The 18,438-nt window shown below is 63.7% G+C and carries 13 protein-coding genes; all 13 read right to left on the bottom strand.

Annotated features, from left to right (window positions below; translation table 11 throughout):
• Positions 1-26: 26 nt before the first annotated feature.
• Entirely contained in the window at positions 27-2,411 is a 2,385-nt protein-coding gene (gene bamA, locus BB934_RS27495; RefSeq protein ID WP_099512513.1) for an outer membrane protein assembly factor BamA, read from the bottom strand.
• 166 nt (positions 2,412-2,577) lie between these two features.
• Entirely contained in the window at positions 2,578-3,741 is a 1,164-nt protein-coding gene (rseP, locus tag BB934_RS27490; protein ID WP_099512512.1) for an RIP metalloprotease RseP, read from the bottom strand.
• Positions 3,742-3,778: 37 nt separating this feature from the next.
• Positions 3,779-4,945 carry a 1-deoxy-D-xylulose-5-phosphate reductoisomerase gene (dxr, locus tag BB934_RS27485; RefSeq protein WP_099512511.1) on the bottom strand — a complete coding sequence of 389 codons (1,167 nt, stop codon included), beginning with the start codon at positions 4,943-4,945 and terminating at the stop codon, positions 3,779-3,781.
• A 6-nt stretch (positions 4,946-4,951) separates the two neighbouring features.
• Positions 4,952-5,809 carry a phosphatidate cytidylyltransferase gene (locus BB934_RS27480; protein WP_099512510.1) on the bottom strand — a complete coding sequence of 286 codons (858 nt, stop codon included), beginning with the start codon at positions 5,807-5,809 and terminating at the stop codon, positions 4,952-4,954.
• 2 nt (positions 5,810-5,811) lie between these two features.
• Positions 5,812-6,519, bottom strand: a complete 708-nt coding sequence (locus tag BB934_RS27475) for an isoprenyl transferase (RefSeq protein ID WP_237050388.1) — start codon at positions 6,517-6,519, stop codon at positions 5,812-5,814.
• A gap of 88 nt (positions 6,520-6,607) precedes the next feature.
• Positions 6,608-7,168, bottom strand: coding sequence for a ribosome recycling factor (gene frr, locus BB934_RS27470; RefSeq protein ID WP_099512508.1), 561 nt, complete (start codon positions 7,166-7,168; stop codon positions 6,608-6,610).
• Positions 7,169-7,238: 70 nt separating this feature from the next.
• Positions 7,239-7,952 (bottom strand): UMP kinase, encoded by a 714-nt coding sequence (gene pyrH / locus BB934_RS27465; RefSeq protein WP_418294768.1) that lies wholly within the window; start codon positions 7,950-7,952, stop codon positions 7,239-7,241.
• A 72-nt stretch (positions 7,953-8,024) separates the two neighbouring features.
• Positions 8,025-8,954, bottom strand: coding sequence for a translation elongation factor Ts (gene tsf, locus BB934_RS27460; RefSeq protein WP_099512506.1), 930 nt, complete (start codon positions 8,952-8,954; stop codon positions 8,025-8,027).
• Positions 8,955-9,059: 105 nt separating this feature from the next.
• On the bottom strand, positions 9,060-10,082 hold the full coding sequence (locus tag BB934_RS27455) for a 30S ribosomal protein S2 (RefSeq protein ID WP_099512505.1): 1,023 nt from the start codon (positions 10,080-10,082) through the stop codon (positions 9,060-9,062).
• Positions 10,083-10,245: 163 nt separating this feature from the next.
• The gene (locus tag BB934_RS27450; RefSeq protein WP_099512504.1) at positions 10,246-10,710 is read right to left on the bottom strand and encodes a GNAT family N-acetyltransferase; all 465 of its coding nucleotides are present in this window, start codon (positions 10,708-10,710) and stop codon (positions 10,246-10,248) included.
• Between the two features lie 58 nt (positions 10,711-10,768).
• A complete protein-coding gene (gene dnaE, locus BB934_RS27445) occupies positions 10,769-14,242 on the bottom strand; it encodes a DNA polymerase III subunit alpha (RefSeq protein WP_099512503.1) in 3,474 nt (1,157 codons plus the stop codon).
• Positions 14,243-14,621: 379 nt separating this feature from the next.
• A complete protein-coding gene (locus BB934_RS27440; protein ID WP_099512502.1) occupies positions 14,622-15,947 on the bottom strand; it encodes an MJ1477/TM1410 family putative glycoside hydrolase in 1,326 nt (441 codons plus the stop codon).
• 176 nt (positions 15,948-16,123) lie between these two features.
• Positions 16,124-18,181 (bottom strand): calcium-binding protein, encoded by a 2,058-nt coding sequence (locus BB934_RS27435; protein ID WP_162299199.1) that lies wholly within the window; start codon positions 18,179-18,181, stop codon positions 16,124-16,126.
• Positions 18,182-18,438 lie beyond the last annotated feature (257 nt).

Genomic DNA, 18,438 nt, shown 5'->3' with positions numbered 1-18,438 from the left:
AGGGCGCCGGTAGGCGCCCTCCCCGATTAGAAGCGTGTGCCGCCCGTGAAGCGGAACGCCTGAGTCTGATCTGCACCGATCTTGACGCCGTTCGCCAGAGGAACGCCCTCTTCCTTCGAGAGAGCATACGCGTAGTCGAAGCGGATCGGGCCGAGGGGCGAGGACCACAGGATGGAGGCGCCGATCGAGGACCGGATCATCTTGCTGTCGAGCACGTTGATGCAGTTCTGCGGCTCGTTCGGGTTCTGCACGCAACCACTGATCGGATCGAGGATGCTGCCGCCACTCACGCCGAACGTGGTCGGGCCGTCGTAGCCGTAGAGTGTACCGGCATCGGCGAAGATGGCGCCCTTCAGGCCCAGCTCACGCGGCAGACCCCAGATCGGGAACTGCACTTCGAGCGTACCGCCGAAATACGTGGTGCCGCCAACTGCGTTCGCACGGCTGTCGAGGCTCGAGATGTCGCGCGGGCCGATGCCGTTCGGGGCGAAGCCGCGAACGAGAGACGGTCCCATGAAGAAGTGGTCGACGATGCGCAGATCGCCGTTATCGCCACCGTCGTCTCCGCTTTCGAAGCCCATGATATGGCCACCCTGGATTCGGGCGATACCGACGACATCCTCGAACAGCTCGCGATAGTACCGGGCATCGCCGGTGACGCGGAAGTAACGGGAGTCACCGCCGAGGCCGGCGAAGTCCGTCTTCACTTCGGCATAGAAGCCGTTGCGCGGCTCGCGAATGCTATCGAGCGTGTTGTAGTTGAAGGTCAGGCCGGCGAGCGACGTGAGCGTGTCGCCCTGCGATTCCTTGATGGCCAGCGAGGCCTCGCCATTGCCTTCGCAGAACGCACGGTTCGGCGTGTTGTTGGCGTTGAGCAGGGTATAGCCTGGGATCGGCGCCGAGCAGTCGTTGAACGGCTGGTCGACGTCGTTCGGGATGGTGAGATTCTGCTGGTACAGCGAGTAGCGGGCCGTGACCGTGAACTCTTCCGTCATCGGAAGGCCGAGGCGCAGCGTACCGCCGGTCATCCGGTTCTCGTAACGGGAATACCGGGTCTGGTCGCTGAACTTGGAGAACAGGTCGATACCCGCCGACATCCGGTAGCCGAGGAAGTACGGCTCGGTGAAGGAGAAGTCGACGCCGTAGGCGCGTTGGCCGAGCTGGCCGGCGAGACGGACGAACTGGCCGCGACCCAGGAAGTTGGTCTCGGTGACCGAGACTTCGCCGATGAAGCCGTCGGCCGTCGAGTAGCCGCCCGAAATCGCGAACGAACCCGTGGACTGATCCTCCACATCCACGTTCACGATCACGCGGTCGGCCGAGGAGCCCGGCTCGTTGGAGATGCGGACGCGCTTGAAGTAGCCGAGGCTGTTCAGGCGGCGCTCGGCACGGTTGACGAGCACCTGGTTGTAGGCGTCGCCCTCGCCGAGCTCGAACTCGCGACGGATCACGTAGTCGCGGGTACGGCTGTTGCCGCGCACATTGATGCGTTCGACGTAGATCCGAGGGCCTTCCTCGATCACGTAGCCGATGTTGACCGTGCGGGTCGCGGGATCGCGGGTGCCGACCGGACGCACCAGGGCGAAGGGGTTGCCCTGGCGGCCGACGCTGATGGTGAGCGCCTGGACCGACTTCTCGACGGCGTCCGCGTTGTAGATGGAACCGGCAGAGGTCGAGACGTCCCTGCGGACGGTCTCGGCATCGACGCCAGGCAGCCGGGAATCGACGCTCACATTGCCGATCCGGTACTGCTCGCCCTCTTCGACGGCGATGGTGATCACGTAGCCGCCGGCATTGGGGTCGAACTGAACATCGTTCGAAACGATCCTGAAGTCGGCATAGCCGTTCTTCAGGTAGTAGCGGCGGATCAGGTCCAGATCGTTCGAAAGCCGATCGGGATCGTAGACATCGGTGCTCTTGAGGAAGCTCAGGAGGTTCGTCTCGGTCGTCTGTATGATGCCGCGCAGGCGGCTCGACGAAACCTGGTTGTTGCCGACGAAGCGGATTTCCTTCACGCCGGTCTTGTCACCCTCGTTGATGGTGTAGACCACGTCGACCGTGCCGTTGGGCAGATCGACGATGCGCGGAGTCACCGAGGCAAGGCCGCGTCCGGAACGGCGGTAGACCTCGAGGATCCTCTGGACGTCGGCATCCACGGCTGCCTGGTTATAGGGAGCGCGGGCGCGGGCCTGCAGCTGGTCTTCGATGAGGGCCTTTTCGACCCTCTTATTTCCCTCGAGCACGACGCGGTTGACGACGGGACCCTGTGCAGCCGAAACGCGGCGATTCCCCGGGGCCGCCTGCTGCGCGAAGGCGCTGTCCGCGGCGGTCATCCCTGCCATCAGCGCGCTGATCGCGATAATGGCGGTGGTGGCCGGCATTTTCCGGCGAGGCGTGGTCGTCGACATCATCAACTGGCCCGTTTCTTTATCTTCTGTCCTTAGCGAGGAAGGCCCCGCAGGTTGGAGACGAGTGCCGCCAACCTTATCCATGTGGACGCTTGTACAAACTTTCGCCGTCATTGCAAACGGCACATCCACAACAGAGTACCAATTTTTAAAGGGCGTGGCGTCCTTGTCACGATCCCTGCGCTAGGAAACTACTGCCAAGGTGAACGAGGTCATTCCAAGTGGCGAAAAGCATGAGCATCGCCACCAGGGCAAACCCGATTCTGAAGCCGATTTCCTGTGCTTTCTCGCTCAGAGGACGTCCGCGAACCGCTTCAATGGCATAGAACAGAAGATGGCCGCCATCCAGCAGCGGAATGGGAAAAAGGTTAATGAGGCCTATCGAGACGGACATGAAGCCGATCAGGCTGACGAGACTGTAGACCCCACCCAAGTCGAAGGCGGTCCCGGAGGCGCGGGCGATTCCGATAGGCCCGGAGAGCTGGTCGGCCGATTCCCATCCCAGCACGAGGCGGCGGATGAAGTTGAGGGTTCGATCGACCAGATTCCAGGTCTCCACCACCGCCGCCTTGAGCGCTCCCCAGGGGGTATAGGTCAGGCGTTTGATCGCCGAGGGGTCCCTGGACGCCTCGACACCGAGAAGGCCGATGCGCTGCTTGCCGAAGGGGCTGGTCCGCTCCACGAAGTTGGGAATTGCCGTTAGGGCAACAGTTTCGCCGCTACGCTCGACCGTAAAATTCAGGGGTTCGCCTGCGCTTGAGCTCACGATGAGCTGCATGTCGGCAAAGGTCTGGATCTGCCGTCCGTCGACCGTCAGGATCAGATCCTTGGGCTGGAAACCGGCCTTCTCGGCGGCGCTGCCGGCCTGAACCGCCTCGATCCGAGGCTCCAGGACTTGCCGTCCGTTGAAGTAGTTGAAGCCGGCGAAGATGGCGATTGCCAGGATGAAATTGGCGATCGGGCCCGCAGCGACGATGGCTGCACGCTTGGCCACATTCTGATGGGGAAAACTGATCGCCCTCTGATCCAGGGGCATCCGGTCGAGCTGGTCCTGGTCGGGCACGCTGGCGGCGTTGAGGTCGCCCACGAACTTGACATAGCCGCCAAGCGGAATCGCCGAGATCTTCCAGCGGGTGCCCTTTTTATCGGTCCAGCCGACCAGCTCGCGCCCGAATCCGATGGAGAAAGCGGTAACGCCGACACCGCAGAGGCGCCCGACCCAGAAATGGCCGAACTCGTGGATGAACACGACCACCGTGAGCACCACAAGGAATGAGATCAGGGTCAGGAACAGAGACCCTGTCGCCCCGCTGATCATGGTGAAAAATTCCATCTTCGTCCCTTTCGCGCTCGGTCAGAGCTGCGTTGTCTCAAGCATGGGCAGGTATGAGGCTCCGTGCCGCTACCCGTGTCTCCCGGTCGATCTCCAGGGCGTCCGCAACGGCGGCAGGTGCCAAAAGTCGTCTTCCCGAAAAGGTGGAGCAGACGCTCTCAACCAATTCTGAAATATCGTAAAAACGGATGTGACCAGCCATGTAGGCCTCGACGGCGATCTCGTTGGCGGCGTTCAGGACGGTCGGCATAGCACCGCCTGCCTGCAGCGCGGCCTTGGCCAGAGATAGGCACGGAAATCGTTCCTCGTCAGGCCGGTCGAAGCTTAAACGGCCAATCGCGGCAAGATCGAGACGCGGCAGGTCCATCCGCAGCCGTTCCCGATGACGCAGGGCGTTGGCGATGGGTACCTTCATGTCCGGCAGGGCTAGGCCGGCGGTGACGGCACCGTCGCACCATTGCACCAGCCCGTGAACGATGGCCTCGGGATGGACCAGAACGTCCAGGCGCTCCGCCTCGAGATCGAACAGGTAGTGAGCCTCGATGAGTTCGAGGCCCTTGTTCATCAGGGTGGCCGAGTCGATGTTGATCTTGGAGCCCATGGACCAGACCGGATGAGCCGAAGCCTCCCTGGCATCGGCCATCGCGATGCGCTCTTTCGTCCATGTGCGAAACGGGCCACCTGATGCGGTGATCACCGCTTTTTCCACATCGCGGTTCGAGCCGGCCGCAAGAGCATGGTCCAAGGCATTGTGCTCGGAATCCACCGGCATGATCTCGACCCCGAGGCGGCGGGCATCGGCCATGAAGGCGGAGCCGGCGCAGACAAGGCTCTCCTTGTTGGCCAGGGCAATCCGCCTGCCCGGCTTCAGGGCTGCGTGAGTGGGGGCTAGACCGGCGGTCCCGCTGATCGCGGCAAGGACGACATCGGCCTCGCGCCCGACCGCTTCGAGCACGGCGGATTGGCCTGCCCCGCTCGCGATCCCGGTGCCGGACAATGCGTCTCTGAGAGTTCCGCCTCCGCGCTCATCTGCGAGGGCTGCGAACTTCGCCCCAAGGCGCCGGGCGACCTGGGCCAGGCCGGCAGCATCGTGTCCTCCGACGACAGCCTCGACGCGGAGTTCGCCCCGGTGGGCCAGGACGACGTCGGCCGTCGAGCGGCCGATCGAGCCTGTGGCGCCGAGAATCGTGAGAGAGCGGGTCATCGATCCCTATGCGGTGAAACGAGCGGTCAGAAGTGCGAGCGCTACGATGAGGCACACGGCCCAAAAGCCGTCGAGACGGTCCATCACGCCACCATGTCCTGGAATGAGATGGCTCGAATCCTTGACGTCGCAATGGCGCTTGAGAGCGGATTCTCCGAGATCCCCGATCTGGCTTGCAATGGAGGCGACAATGGAGAGAACCGCGATGCCGGGCAGGCCAAACGGCAGGCTCAGACCGTAACGATTGCCGGCCGTGGCCACCAGGAGCCCGCCGAGCGCCGCAGCGATAACTCCGCCGATGAAACCGGACCAGGTCTTCTTCGGGCTGATCGCCGGGCACAGCTTCGGCCCACCGAAGGTCCGGCCGGTGAAGTAGGCGGCAATATCAGTCGCCCAGACGACTGCGAACATCCACAGAAGGCCGAGGATCCCGAGATCGAGGTGGTCGCGCACCATGGGTGGGATCAGGACGATCACGGCGGCATAGGCGAAGCTTGCAACGGCCCACACCTTGCCGGTTGTCCCGCGGGCCGCGAGAGCGGCCGCCGCCGGGAAGGCAATCCCCGCCGCGAGGAAAAGGCCCGGACCGGCATCGACCATGAAGAGAATGCTCAGAACGGCAAGGCCAATTCCGAGGATGGCCTGCACCAAACGGCGCGGCTCAGCGCCCGTCATGCTCGTCCACTCGACCATGACGGCAATGCCGGCAGCGAGCCAGAGCAGTGCGAAGGGCCAGCCGCCCCAATAGGCGGTCAGGAGAGCGACGGCGATCATGACGATGGCGGAGAGAACCCGGGTCGTCAGTTCCTGCGATGGGGCCGGCTTCGGTTTGGAGGGCAAGGACGAGCCTTGGTCTGAGACCATCGTCAGCCCGCCCGGGCGCTCAAGCCGCCGAAGCGGCGGTCGCGCCTGCAGAACTCGTCGATCGCCGCCTTGAATGCCGCCTCGTCGAAATCCGGCCAGAAGCAAGGCAGGAAGACGAATTCGGAATAGGCCGTCTGCCAGGTCAGGAAGTTCGACACCCGCTGCTCGCCCGAGGTGCGGATGACCAGATCGGGATCCGGGATGTCATGAGTGTCGAGAGCGGCTCCCACCGTATCCATATCGATGGCAGCGGGGTCGAGCGTGCCCTCCTTCACCCGGCGGGCAAGGGCACGCATAGCGGAGACGATTTCCTGGCGCCCGCCATAGTTGAAGGCGATGACGAGGGTCAGGCCCGTATTGACGCGCGTGAGGTGCTCGGCCTCGTCGAGCAGCAGCCGGATGTCGGAGGCCAGCCCTTCGCGCTCGCCGATGATCCTGACGCGGATGTTGTTGGCGTGGAGTTCTGCGAGATCGTGCCGGACGAAGCGTTTCAGCAGGCCCATCAGGTCCGAGACCTCCTGGGCCGGACGGCGCCAGTTCTCGGCCGAGAAGCTGTAGACGGTCAGGTAGCGGATGCCGAGATCGCCGGCGGTGCGCACGGCCCGGCGGATCGCCTCGACCCCGCGCCGGTGACCCTCGAACCGGGGCAGCCCCCTCTGGGCTGCCCAACGGCCGTTCCCATCCATGATGATGGCAACATGGGCCGGCATCCCCTCGCCTGCTTCCTTGCCGGCCAGGTCGGGAGCCGTCCGTTTGGCTTCACCGCTCATGTTTCCATCCCGATGCACGCCTTAAGGATCAGACGTGCATGATTTCCTTTTCCTTCGCCGCCAGAAGGGTGTCGATCTCGGCGACGAACTGGTCCGTCGCCTTCTGCACCTGGTCGGCGTGGCGCTTTCCGTCATCCTCGCTGATGGCGCTGTCCTTCTCAAGCTTCTTGAGCAGGTCGAGACCGTCGCGGCGCACGTGGCGGACCGCGACCTTCGCCTCTTCGGTGTATTTGTGCGCGACCTTCACCATCTCCTTGCGGCGCTGCTCGTTCATCTCAGGGATGCGCAGGCGGATCACCTGACCCTCTGTCTGCGGATTGAGGCCGAGGTCGGATTCCCGGATCGCCTTCTCGACGGCGGCGACCATGCCCCGGTCCCAGACCTGGACGCTGAGCAGGCGCGGCTCCGGCACGTTCACGGTGGCAACCTGCGAAATCGGCATCATAGCGCCATAGGCATCGATCTGGAGCGGATCGAGCAGGTTCGGCGAGGCGCGCCCGGTCCGCAGGCTGGCCAGGTCGTTCTTGAAAGCGTTGATGGCGCCCTGCATGCGGCGCTTCACATCGGCGAGATCAAAGGTCGTAGCCATCAGATTCTGTCCTTACGCGAACTATTTAACGGGCTTACGCTTCCAAGGGTCCTGCATCAAGACCCTTGGATCAAGGGGCGACGACCGTAGACGGCACTTTCCCCTGAAGAAGGGCGGTCACGGAGCTGGGAGCATGGACCGAGCCCACGATGATCGACAGCCTGCTCTCGCGGGCGAGCGCGAAGGCCGCCGTGTCCATGACCTTCAGGTCCCTGGCGATGGCCTCGTCATGGGTCAGGCGGTCGAATCGGATCGCATTGGGATCCTTCTTAGGATCGGCCGAATAGACGCCGTCGACCTGCGTGGCCTTCAGGACGGCATCGCAGCGCAGCTCGGCCGCCCGGAGCACGGCGGCAGTGTCGGTGGTGAAAAACGGGTTGCCGGTGCCGCCGGCGAGGACGACCACCTGACCTTTGTCGAGATGGTGCAGGGCCGGCTGGCGGGCGTAAGTCTCGCAGATGGTCGGCATGGAAACGGCCGACATGGTCCGGGCCGGAACGCCAGCCGCGTTCAGGGCGGTCTCGATGGCCAGCGAATTCATGACCGTGCCGAGCATGCCCATGGAATCGGCGGTGGGTCGGTCGATCCAGCCGGCAGCGCTCATGCGGGCGCCGCGGATGATGTTGCCGCCGCCGATGACGACGGCGATCTCGAAGCCGGCGCGGGTGGCTGCTGCGAGGTCCGCCGCCAGGGACGAAAGAATCTGCGTGTCGAGCCAATACCCGTCGGGGGCCATCAGGGCCTCTCCCGAGAGCTTCACCAGGATGCGCCGGAACGTTGCCATCATCAGACCTTTCTTTTCGAATCCTCTCATGAAAACGGCGGCTGGAGAGCCGCCGTTTTACCTGGGTTCGATTTAGGCCTTGAGACCGGCCTGGGCGGCGACTTCCGCTGCGAAGTCCGGAGCCTCTTCCTTCTCGATGCCCTCGCCGAGGGCGTAGCGGACGAAGGCCTTGAGGGTCACCGGCTTGCCGGCCTTGGACTCGGCTTCCTTGAGCACCTGGGTCACGGTCTTCGAAGGATCGTGCACGAAGGGCTGCTCCAGGAGGGTGACCTCCTTAAAGTAGCTCTTCAGGCCGCTCTCGATGATCTTCTGCATGACGTGATCCGGCTTGCCGGCGTTCTTGTCGCGCAGGATGGCGCTCTCGCGCTCGACGGTCGCCTGGTCGACGCCGGAGGCATCGAGGGCGACTGGGTTCGTGGCAGCCACGTGCATGGCGATCTGGCGGCCGAGCGTGCCGAGAACGGTCACGTCGCCCTCGGACTCGAGCGCCACGAGGACGCCAATCTTGCCGAGGCCTTCCGTCACCGCGTTGTGGACGTAGGACGCAATCACGCCCTTGGACACTTCGAGCTTCGCGATGCGGCGCAGGGTCATGTTCTCGCCGATGGTGGCGATCAGCTCCTGCAGGCGATCCTTCACGGTCGTCTGCGAACCGGGGAAGTGAGCAGCCTCGAGTGACTCGATGGTGCCGTTGCCCATCAGGCCGATCTTGGCGGCTTCGCGGACGAAGGCCTGGAACCCATCGTTGCGGGCGACGAAGTCGGTCTCGGAGTTGACCTCGAGGATCGTCGCGGTGTGACCGGACGACTCGACGGCAACCAGACCCTCGGCGGCCACGCGGCCAGCCTTCTTGGCGGCCTTCGACAGGCCCTTCTTGCGGAGCCAGTCGATCGCGGCCTCCATGTCGCCGTTGGTCTCGGCGAGCGCGGTCTTGCAGTCCATCATGCCGGCGCTGGTCGTCTCGCGCAGCTCTTTCACCATCGCAGCGGTGATGTTCGCCATGGCTTTTCCTTTCAAAGGTTCATGCATAGAGGGAGCCCGGCGCTCGTGGAACGCCGGGCTCGATCAATCGTTCAAGCGGCGCTGCATGATGCTGCGCCGGGACAGTTACGCAGCAGCGGCTTCGATCATCGAGCGGGACTGGTTGATCCAGCCATCACGCTCGAGACGGCCGTTCAGCTTAAGGTCCTTGTCGAGCTGGGCGACATCGCCCGGCTGCATGGCGGCAAGCTGCCAGTAGTGGAAGATGCCGGCTTCGTTCAGCTTCTTCTCGAGCTGCGGACCGACGCCGTTCAGCTTGGTCAGGTCGTCCGGAGCGCCGCGGGGGGCGGCCAGACGCTCGAACTGCTCGCCTTCGTAGGCGGCGGTCGCCGTCTCGGCTGCCGGAAGCTCCTCGGCCATCGGGTTCTCGGACTCGCCGATATCGATGCCCATGGCGCCGGCGCCGCGGGAGATGCCGTCGAGAGCGGCGCGGGCGACCAGATCGCAATAGAGCGAAATCGCGCGGCCGGCGTCGTCGTTGGCCGGGACCGGGAAGGTGATGCCGTCCGGATCGCAGTTCGTGTCGACGATGGCGGCCACCGGGATTCCGAGGCGCTTGGCCTCCTGGATCGCCAGCTGCTCCTTGTTGGTGTCGATGATGAAGATCAGGTCGGGCGTGCCGCCCATGTCCTTGATGCCGCCGAGAGCGCGCTCGAGCTTCTCCTTCTCGCGGGCGAGCATGAGGCGCTCTTTCTTCGTAAGGCCCTGGCCGCCGCCGGAAAGGATCTCGTCGACCTTGCGCAGGCGCGAGATCGAGCCGGAGATCGTCTTCCAGTTGGTCAGCATGCCTCCGAGCCAGCGGGCGTTGACGTAGTACTGAGCCGAACGCTTGGCCGCATCGGCGACGGCGTCAGCAGCCTGACGCTTCGTGCCGACGAAGAGCACGCGGCCGCCCTTGGAGACCGTATCGCTGACGGCCTGGAGGGCGCGGTGCAGCATCGGAACCGTCTGGGCGAGGTCGATGATGTGGATGTTGTTGCGGGTGCCGAAGATGTATTGACCCATCTTCGGGTTCCAACGGTGGGACTGGTGTCCAAAATGCGCGCCAGCCTCGAGCAGGCTGCGCATCGAAAAATCGGGAAGCGCCATAGTTTATTCTCCGGTTAAGCCTCCGCGGAACAGTGGACCGGTCGAGCCGGCCACCGGGGTTTCCTCATGGGCTCATGAGGGGATTCCGCGTGTGGGATGTGGGCGCATATAGGGGTAAAGGCGCCGAAATGCAAGCCGGGGAATGCCGGCACCAAGTGGAGGCTCAGGGCCCCTCCTCCGGAGGCGCAAAACGCTTGCCCAGAAAGAAGCGGGCGTGGCCTTCAGGCCTCTCGCCATCCCGATTCTCCAATATTCCAAAGGCTTCATAGCCAAGCTTTTCATAGAAACGCCTGGCGCGCCGGCTCGACGTGTCGAGCCACGCCCCATGACATCCCCGCTCGCGGACAACGTCCTCCGCGAGTGTCATGATTCTCGTGCCCAGACGCTGCCCGCGGGCCTCGTCGGCGACCCACAGCATCTTGACGAGCAGCCAGCCATAGGAGGTCCCGCCGATCAGGCCGCCCAGGATCTCGCCCTGCGCGTTCCGGGCCACGATGCCGAAGGGGGCATAGTCGCTTGCGGGAATGTTCTGCCGCAGGGACGCAAGGAGATGCGCCTCGATCTCCTCCGCAAAGGCATCGGGATCGGCCTCGACGGTGAGGAGGACATCGGAGAGCGGGCTATCCATGGCGGCACGTATTCCGGTGGCTTTCGAACGGGGATTCCCGCGTGTCCGGCAGGCGCCCCTAGTTCATATGCACGTCTACGACGCCCGGGACCGCGCGCAGCGCTCCGGCGATCTGGGGCGTCGCCATGTACTTGCCGGGCAGCTTGACCTCGACCTCCCGGTCGCCGTCGTCGAGAATGAGAACGAGGGACACCTCTCCCTCACCCCGTCCCTTGAGCCGCTCATAGACGCTCATGATCGGACGTTCGTCGCGCAGGAAGATGCGCATGCTCTTCTGGTGCTTGGCGACCGCCTCGTCGAGCGGCTCCGCCATGCCGATGCGCGCCCTCACCTCCTCGCCCTCGAGGCCGGCCTGCAGCATGAGGACCACGGCGGATCCGGGCTCAAGGACTTCGCGGAGGCGCTGAAGGCCCTCCGAGAAGATGATGGCCTCGAACTGCCCGGTCTGATCCGATAGGGTGAGAATGCCCATCTTGTTGCCGGTCTTGGTGCGGCGCTCCTGCCGATCGAGCACCGTTGCAGCCACCCGGCCGACGGAATTGCCGGCCTTCACCGAGCGGCAGAATTCCACCCAGGTCTGTACCCTCAGCTTCTTGAGGAGATCTCCGTATTCGTCGAGCGGATGGCCGGACAGGAAGAATCCGACGGCATCGTATTCCCGCTGCAGCCGCTCAGCCGCGGGCCATGGCTCGTAAGGTCCGATGCGCAGCTGCACGCCCGCCGCGGCAACGCCGCCGAACATGTCGACCATGCCGCCGTTCGCGGCCTCGTGGGATTGCTGCGCGAGGCTCATCATCGCGTCGATGGAGGCGCAGGCCCTCGCCCGGTCCGGCTCCAGCTCGTCGAAGGCGCCGGCCGCGATCAGGTTCTCCAGCGTTCGCTTGTTGAGCATGCGCGGGTTGATGCGCCGGGCAAAATCCGCGAGATCCGTGAACGGCTTGTCGCCCCTCGCCTCGATCACGCTCTCGATGGCCTGGCGCCCCACGCCCTTGATGGCGGCAAGCGCATAGAGAATCTCGCCCTTGCCCTCGGAATCGTATTGAACGTCGAAGACCACGCGGGAGCGGTTGATCGACGGCGGGATGACCTTGAAGCCGAGACGCTGCGCCTCGCGGCGGAATTCGGAGAGCTTGTCGGTGTTGTCGAGATCGAGCGTCATGGACGCCGCCATGAACTCGACCGGGAAATTGGCCTTCAGATAGGCGGTCTGGAACGCGACCAGCGCATAGGCGGCAGCGTGGCTCTTGTTGAAGCCGTAATCCGCGAACTTCGCGAGAAGATCGAAGATCTCGTTGGCATTCGCCTTGTCGAGGCCGCCCTCCTTCGCACCGGAAACGAACCGCTCGCGCTGGGCGTCCATCTCGGACTTGATCTTCTTGCCCATGGCGCGGCGCAGAAGGTCGGCATCGCCGAGCGAATAGCCGGAGAGGACCTTCGCTACCTCCATCACCTGCTCCTGGTAGACGATGATGCCGAAGGTCTCGCGCAGGATCGGCTCGAGCTTGTCGTGGGGATACCAGTGCTTCTTGTTGTGCTCGTCCTTACCGAGCTTGCGGGCGCAATAGACCGGGATATTGGCCATCGGGCCCGGGCGATAGAGCGCGACGAGGGCGATGATATCCTCGAAGCGGTCGGCCTCCATCTCGACGAGGGCCTTGCGCATGCCGGCCGATTCCACCTGGAACACGCCGACCGTCTCGCCGCGCTGGAGCATCTCGTAGGTTTTGCGGTCATCCAGCGGCAACGCCGAGAGATCGACCTCGATCCCTTTTCGCCGGATGAGATCGACAGCGGTGCGCAGGACGGTCAGGGTCTTCAGGCCGAGGAAGTCGAACTTCACGAGGCCCGCCTGCTCCACCCATTTCATGTTGAACTGGGTCACGCGCATGCCGGTCTTCGGATCGCGATAGAGCGGCACCAGCTCCTGCAGTGGCCGATCGCCGATCACGACGCCGGCGGCATGGGTCGAGGCGTGCCGGTGCAGGCCTTCGAGCTTCTGCGCGATGTCGAGCATGCGCTTGACGACCGGCTCCTCGTCGATGGCCGCCTGGAGCTTCGGCTCGCCCTCGATGGCTTGCGCGAGGGTGACCGGATTGGCCGGGTTCTGCGGCACGAGCTTGGTCAGCTTGTCGACCTGGCCGTAGGGCATTTCGAGCACGCGGCCGACGTCGCGCATCACGCCGCGGGCGAGCAGCGTACCGAAGGTGATGATCTGCGCGACCTGCTCTTCGCCATAGCGCTGCTGCACGTATTCGATGACGCGCTCGCGCCCCTCGACGCAGAAGTCGATATCGAAATCCGGCATCGACACGCGTTCCGGATTGAGGAAGCGCTCGAAGAGGAGCGCGAAGCGCAGGGGATCGAGATCGGTGATGGTCAGCGCGTAGGCAACCAGCGAGCCCGCGCCCGAACCGCGGCCGGGGCCCACCGGAATATCGTGGTCCTTCGCCCATTTGATGAAATCGGCCACGATCAGGAAGTAGCCGGGGAACTTCATGTTCCGGATGATCGTGATCTCGTAGTCGAGGCGGTCGCGGTAATCCTGCTCGGTCAGGCCCGGTGCGGTGCCGTGCACGGCGAGGCGCTCGGCGAGCCCCTCCTCCGCCTGGCGCTTCAGCTCCTCGCCTTCGTCGAGGCTGGCGGCGTCGGCGCCCGTTCCGAAACTCGGGAGGATGGGTTTGCGGGTCTTCACGCGCGTGGCGCAGCGCATGGCGATCTCGACGCTCGCCTGCAGCGCGTCCGGCAGGTCCGCGAACAGCTCCATCATCTGCTGACGCGTTTTGAAATGATGCTCCGGCGACAGGCGGCGGCGTTTGTCGTTGGAGACGATCTGCCCCTCCGCGATCGCAAGCAGCGCGTCGTGCGCCTCATAATCCTTCGACGCCGAGAAAAAGGGCTCGTTCGCCGCCACGACGGGCAGGCCATTGCGTTCGGCGAGCGCCAGCATTTCTCCCTCGATCGGCCGCTCATCCTGCAATCCGTGCCGCTGGATCTCGACATAGAGCTGATGGCCGAAGGCGCTCTTGAGGATGTCGAGCCGCGCTTGGGCCAGATCCTGGCGTCCGCCGTGGCGCAGCGCAGAATCGAGGGGGCCGGTGAAGCCGCCCGTCAGCGCGATCAGGCCCTCGCTGTGAGCGGAGAGGACCGGAGCCGCAACGCGCGGATCCTCCCCGAGCGGCACGCCGAAATAGGCGTGGCTGACCAGGCGCATGAGATTGCGGTAGCCCTCCTCGTTCTGAGCCAGCAGCACGATGTTCGCAGGCTGCGGCACCACGCGGGCGACCGGGTCCGCCTCCTCGAAGCAGACCGAGAGCTGCACGCCGGCGATGGGCTGGATGCCGGAACCCGCGAGCTTTTCGGAAAACTCGAGGGCGCCGAAGAGATTGTTGGTGTCGGTGAGCGCGAGCGCCGGCTGCTTGTCCGCCGCCGCGAGCTTGGCGAGCTGCGCAATCTTCAGGGCACCCTCGAGCAGCGAATACGAGGAATGCACATGCAGGTGGACAAAGCCGATATCGTGAAGAATGCGCGCCATGAAACTCTACTCGTCGATGGCGCGCATAGTGGCACGATTCTTTTCTAAGAAAGGATTGAAGGACTTCCTTCCTGTGAATCCACAGGATCTCCTGTGGACGGCTGCTATCAAGCGATGGGAGAAAGAACCAGAGCCCAGATTGCCACGGCGGACCCGAACATGGCGAGCGAAGCAATTTCGGCGGTGGTCTCGAGGATGAAGCGAAGCATGGTCTGATCTCCGTGTTCCCAATATGTTCATATTTGTTCATTGGATGTTCTGTGTAAAGCGCGTGAACAACCTGCCGTTGGGACGGAGTCAACAAAGCCTTAATGGCTTGAAACGCAAACGGCCGGCGCTTGGACGCCGGCCGTTTGCGTTCAGATGATCGAAGGACGCTTCAGAGCGTGAAGAGTTGGAAATGCGCCGCGCTCAGCACGGTGCCGGGAGCCAGCTTGGCAAAGGGCGCCTGCCCGGTCGGACCGGACCCATCGGCATCGTAGTAGAGGGTGCCGCTCGCCTGGTCGTAGACGATCCGCTGCGCACCGGTACTTGCCTTAAGCCCGACATGGAACAGGCTCGGGGAGAGCGTGCCGCCTGTCTGGCTCCACCAACCACCATTCACCCCGGGATCGAGGCCGAACGACGTCGTCTCCAGCGCAATCCTGTCTTCCATCGGATTGAAGTCCGCAATCATGTCGACATTCTTGGCACGTGGCTGCGTATCGAAACGGAACACGTCCCACCCGGCGCCGCCCACCAGCAGGTCGCTACCCTCGCCGGACAACGTGTCGGCGCCATCCCGGCCGTTCAGGGCATCGTTCGCGCCCGCTCCCTTCAACAGGTCATCGGAAGCACTGCCCATCAGGATCGCATCTCCGGCGGCGATGCTGCCGGCGGCAGCCTGCGCGGCCTTCGACGACGCGTACGGCACGTCGTAACTGAGCTTGTCGAGATCGCGCGGACCGACATAGGGCACATATCCCGTCTTGGAGACATCCTTCAGATAGGTCGAGACCGCGCTCTTGTCCGACAGATACTCGACGTTGAGGACGAACTTGCCCGCCTTGCGCGCGATGTCGAGATACTTGCGGCTATAGGCAATCTCCTGGGACGCATTGCGGATGCCGTCGCCGTCGAGGCCGTAATAGAGGTCCTCCTTGGCGATCCCATCGATGACGCTCAGATACTTGCGGTATTTGAGAAGGCCTTCGCCGTTCTGCGGGATGATGAGGAAGTTCGGGTTGATCTCCCGCGCAACCGCCGCGATCTTCGCGACGAAATCGACCATGTCCTTCGCCGCGCTGGAACGCCGCGGCGCGAAGTACTCGTAGGCATCGACGATATCGAGATAGGCCCCGTCATAGCCGGCCTTCGCCACCTCGCGGATTCGATCCAGCGTCAGCTTCTGCCAGTCGGGATGCCAGTAGCGGACCTTGTAATTGCCGTCCCAGTCGGGATTCTCGCGCTCGAGCCATGCGGGCTTCTTCGTCGCCCAGCCCTTCTTCCAATAGTCGCGGTAGTCCTCGGCCTCGCCGATGCTCACATAGGAGACGAGCTTGTGCGCCCCCTTGGCCTTCATCAGTTTGATCTGGCTGGCGCTGAAGCTGCCGTGGCCGTCCTGCTCGTAATCGATGACGACCAGGTCGTGTCGCGATTTGGCAATGGTCGTCGGTTTCGCATTCTGAAGCTGATAGCCCCAATCTTTCGGCTTGTATTTGGGCATCTCCGCTCCCGCACGACGTCACTCGCGTCATGTGATCTAAAAGGGCGATTTGACGCAACGGAAATATTCCCTTGATGTCAGGGCAGGCTCGTTCCGGTGGAATGCGCTGGACAGTGGTCAAAAAGAAGCCGGCGCTTTCGGCGCCGGCTTCTGACATTGCTCTGGGATCAGTTGCGTCAGAGGGTGAAGAGCTGGAAGTGCGCAGCGGTGAGCGCCGTGCCGGCATTCACCTTGGCGAACAGGATCTGATCGTTCATCCGCCCGGCTCCATCCGCATCGAAGTAGATCGAGCCGCTTGCCTGATCGTAGACGATCCTATGGGCCGCCGAAGTGGCCTGCGCTCCCATTGCGAACACGCTGCTCTGAAGCGAGGCATAGCTGCCGGCCGCCACCGGCGAAAACGCGTGAACGATACTTTCATTCGGGCCTTGCCCCCAGAACTTGCTGGTGTTCAGCGCGATCCGGTCGCCTTCGGCCCCATTGAAGTCGGCAAGCGTGTCGACATTCTGCGGCGACGTGCTCGTGCCGCCTGCCACACCGCCCGACCAGGGGTTCGTGTCGATCCGGAACTGGTCCGCGCCGGCATTTCCCAGGAGCCAGTCGAAGCCCTCACCGCCGGAGATCGTATCAGCTCCGTCGCCGCCTTCGATGTAGTCGTTGCCAGAAAGTCCATAGAGCTGGTCGCTGCCGCCCCAGCCGTAGAGCGTGTTGCCCCCTACACTGCCTGTCAGCACGTCGTTGTAGCTCGAGCCCTGCAGGCCCTCGATCGACACGAACACGTCGCCGGCTGCATCACCCGCCGAGCCGGTACCGGTTGCGAGGCTTGCCACCACGCTGGAGGCCGCACTCCAGTAGACAGCAAAGTCGAAGCCCTCACCGCCGTCGAGCTGGTCGCCGCCGCCGCGGCCCTCGAGTTGGTCGTCGCCACCGCTGCCGTAGAAGCCGTCCCAGCCGGCCGTGCCATAGAACTGGTCGCTATGGGCCGAGCCGGTCAGGCCCTCGATCGAGATATAGACATCGCCCGCTGCCTCGCCCGTGTTGCGGGCCATATTGAGCAGATCGACCAGCACGCCCGAAGAGGCATCGGCATAGGAGGCGAAGTCGAAATCGGCACCGCCGTCGAGACGATCCGCCCCTTCGCCGCCCAAAAGATGGTCGCCGCCGGCGCCCCCCGAGAGCGTGTCTGCGCCGCTCAAGCCCTTGATCAGATCATGGCCGGCGTCGCCCCAGAAGGTGTTGGCGGCGCCATTGCCCTCGAGCTTGTCGCTGTGGGTCGACCCGTCGATGATCTCAATGGAGACGTAGGTGTCGTCGGCCGCTTCGCCGGTGTTCCGCGACACGTCCCAGAGATAAACCTGCACGCCTGATTGGGCATGGTAATAGCTCGCCGTATCACGGCCGTTTCCGCCATCGAGCCGGTCGCCCCAGGATCCCCAGCCGCCCTCGAGCTTGTCGTCACCGTCGCCGCCCGCGAGGGTGTCGCTGCCGCCTGCCCCGTTGAGGGTGTCATTGCCCGCGTCACCCCAGAACGTGTTTTCGTAGGTATCGCCTTCGATCACATCGCCGAACAGCGTACCATCGATCGCCTCGATGTCGTTGTAGGTGTCGCCATAGGCGCCGACATTGTCGTTCACGGACGACATATAGATCTGAACCGCAGTCAGGTTCTTGTAATAGCTGACCGTGTCGCGGCCGTCTCCGCCCTCGAAGGTATCGGCGCCGCTCCCGCCGATCAGGAAGTCGTCGCCGTCATTCCCGTAAATATCATCGCTTCCGCCGGATCCATCGATGGTGTCGTTGCCGCCGCCCCCTTCAAGGCGGTTGCTGTAATTGTTGCCGGTGATTTTGTCGTTATGCTCGGAGCCGACGATGCCTTCGACGGAGGCGTAGCCATCACCGGCCGCATCGCCCGTATTGTGGCTCACGTCAAACATGTTCACAACGACAGCACCGGAAGCAGGCGCGTAGCTTGCGATGTCGAAGCCGTCGCCGCCGTTGAGCCTGTCCGCTCCTGCGCCACCGACGAGGATGTCCATGCCCTCGCCGCCGTTCAGGGTATCGTTGCCATCGCCGCCGTCGAGCACGTCCACATCATAGGGGTTATTGGCCCCATTGAGCACATCGTTGCCGCCCAGCCCGTTCAGCATCCCTCCGCCGGAAAGCACGTCATCCCCTTCGGTGCCCTCTTTATAATTGAGGTACTGAGCCCCGGTGCCGGTTTGGATGACCCTCATGCGACCGTCCCTGAGCGCATCGATCAGTTCAAAGCGCTCTCTTTCGACACGATTGCTGTCTTCGAGCCTAATTCTATCGATGTATTCGTCCTCAACGCCTCGGAATTGCACAGAGCCAGGGCTCCTTTCGCCGTCATAGTAACGTTCGGCGTCCCTTATGACCATGTTCGACCCATCCGAGAATCTGATGGTCGTAGTCGTCTGCACCACCGCTCGACTTGGATGGCCCTCTGTTGTGTAGTCGTCTTGTATTCTAA

The organism is Microvirga ossetica (assembly GCF_002741015.1).
Taxonomy (GTDB): Bacteria; Pseudomonadota; Alphaproteobacteria; order Rhizobiales; family Beijerinckiaceae; genus Microvirga; species Microvirga ossetica.
The sequence above is the reverse complement of the archived record's forward strand: the minus strand, read 5'-3'. Positions and strand labels throughout refer to the sequence as shown.

Bases quoted from the DNA above. Each gene is read 5' to 3' on its own strand.
- BB934_RS27440 (WP_099512502.1), bottom strand. From the start codon at position 15,947: ATGCCCAAATACAAGCCGAAAGATTGGGGCTATCAGCTTCAGAATGCG.
- tsf (WP_099512506.1), bottom strand. From the start codon at position 8,954: ATGGCGAACATCACCGCTGCGATGGTGAAAGAGCTGCGCGAGACGACC.
- dnaE (WP_099512503.1), bottom strand. From the start codon at position 14,242: ATGGCGCGCATTCTTCACGATATCGGCTTTGTCCACCTGCATGTGCAT.
- rseP (WP_099512512.1), bottom strand. From the start codon at position 3,741: ATGGAATTTTTCACCATGATCAGCGGGGCGACAGGGTCTCTGTTCCTG.
- BB934_RS27475 (WP_237050388.1), bottom strand. From the start codon at position 6,519: ATGCCGGCCCATGTTGCCATCATCATGGATGGGAACGGCCGTTGGGCA.
- pyrH (WP_418294768.1), bottom strand. From the start codon at position 7,952: ATGGCAACGTTCCGGCGCATCCTGGTGAAGCTCTCGGGAGAGGCCCTG.
- BB934_RS27480 (WP_099512510.1), bottom strand. From the start codon at position 5,809: ATGGTCTCAGACCAAGGCTCGTCCTTGCCCTCCAAACCGAAGCCGGCC.
- dxr (WP_099512511.1), bottom strand. From the start codon at position 4,945: ATGACCCGCTCTCTCACGATTCTCGGCGCCACAGGCTCGATCGGCCGC.
- BB934_RS27455 (WP_099512505.1), bottom strand. From the start codon at position 10,082: ATGGCGCTTCCCGATTTTTCGATGCGCAGCCTGCTCGAGGCTGGCGCG.
- BB934_RS27435 (WP_162299199.1), bottom strand. From the start codon at position 18,181: ATGAGGGTCATCCAAACCGGCACCGGGGCTCAGTACCTCAATTATAAA.
- BB934_RS27450 (WP_099512504.1), bottom strand. From the start codon at position 10,710: ATGGATAGCCCGCTCTCCGATGTCCTCCTCACCGTCGAGGCCGATCCC.
- bamA (WP_099512513.1), bottom strand. From the start codon at position 2,411: ATGATGTCGACGACCACGCCTCGCCGGAAAATGCCGGCCACCACCGCC.
- frr (WP_099512508.1), bottom strand. From the start codon at position 7,168: ATGGCTACGACCTTTGATCTCGCCGATGTGAAGCGCCGCATGCAGGGC.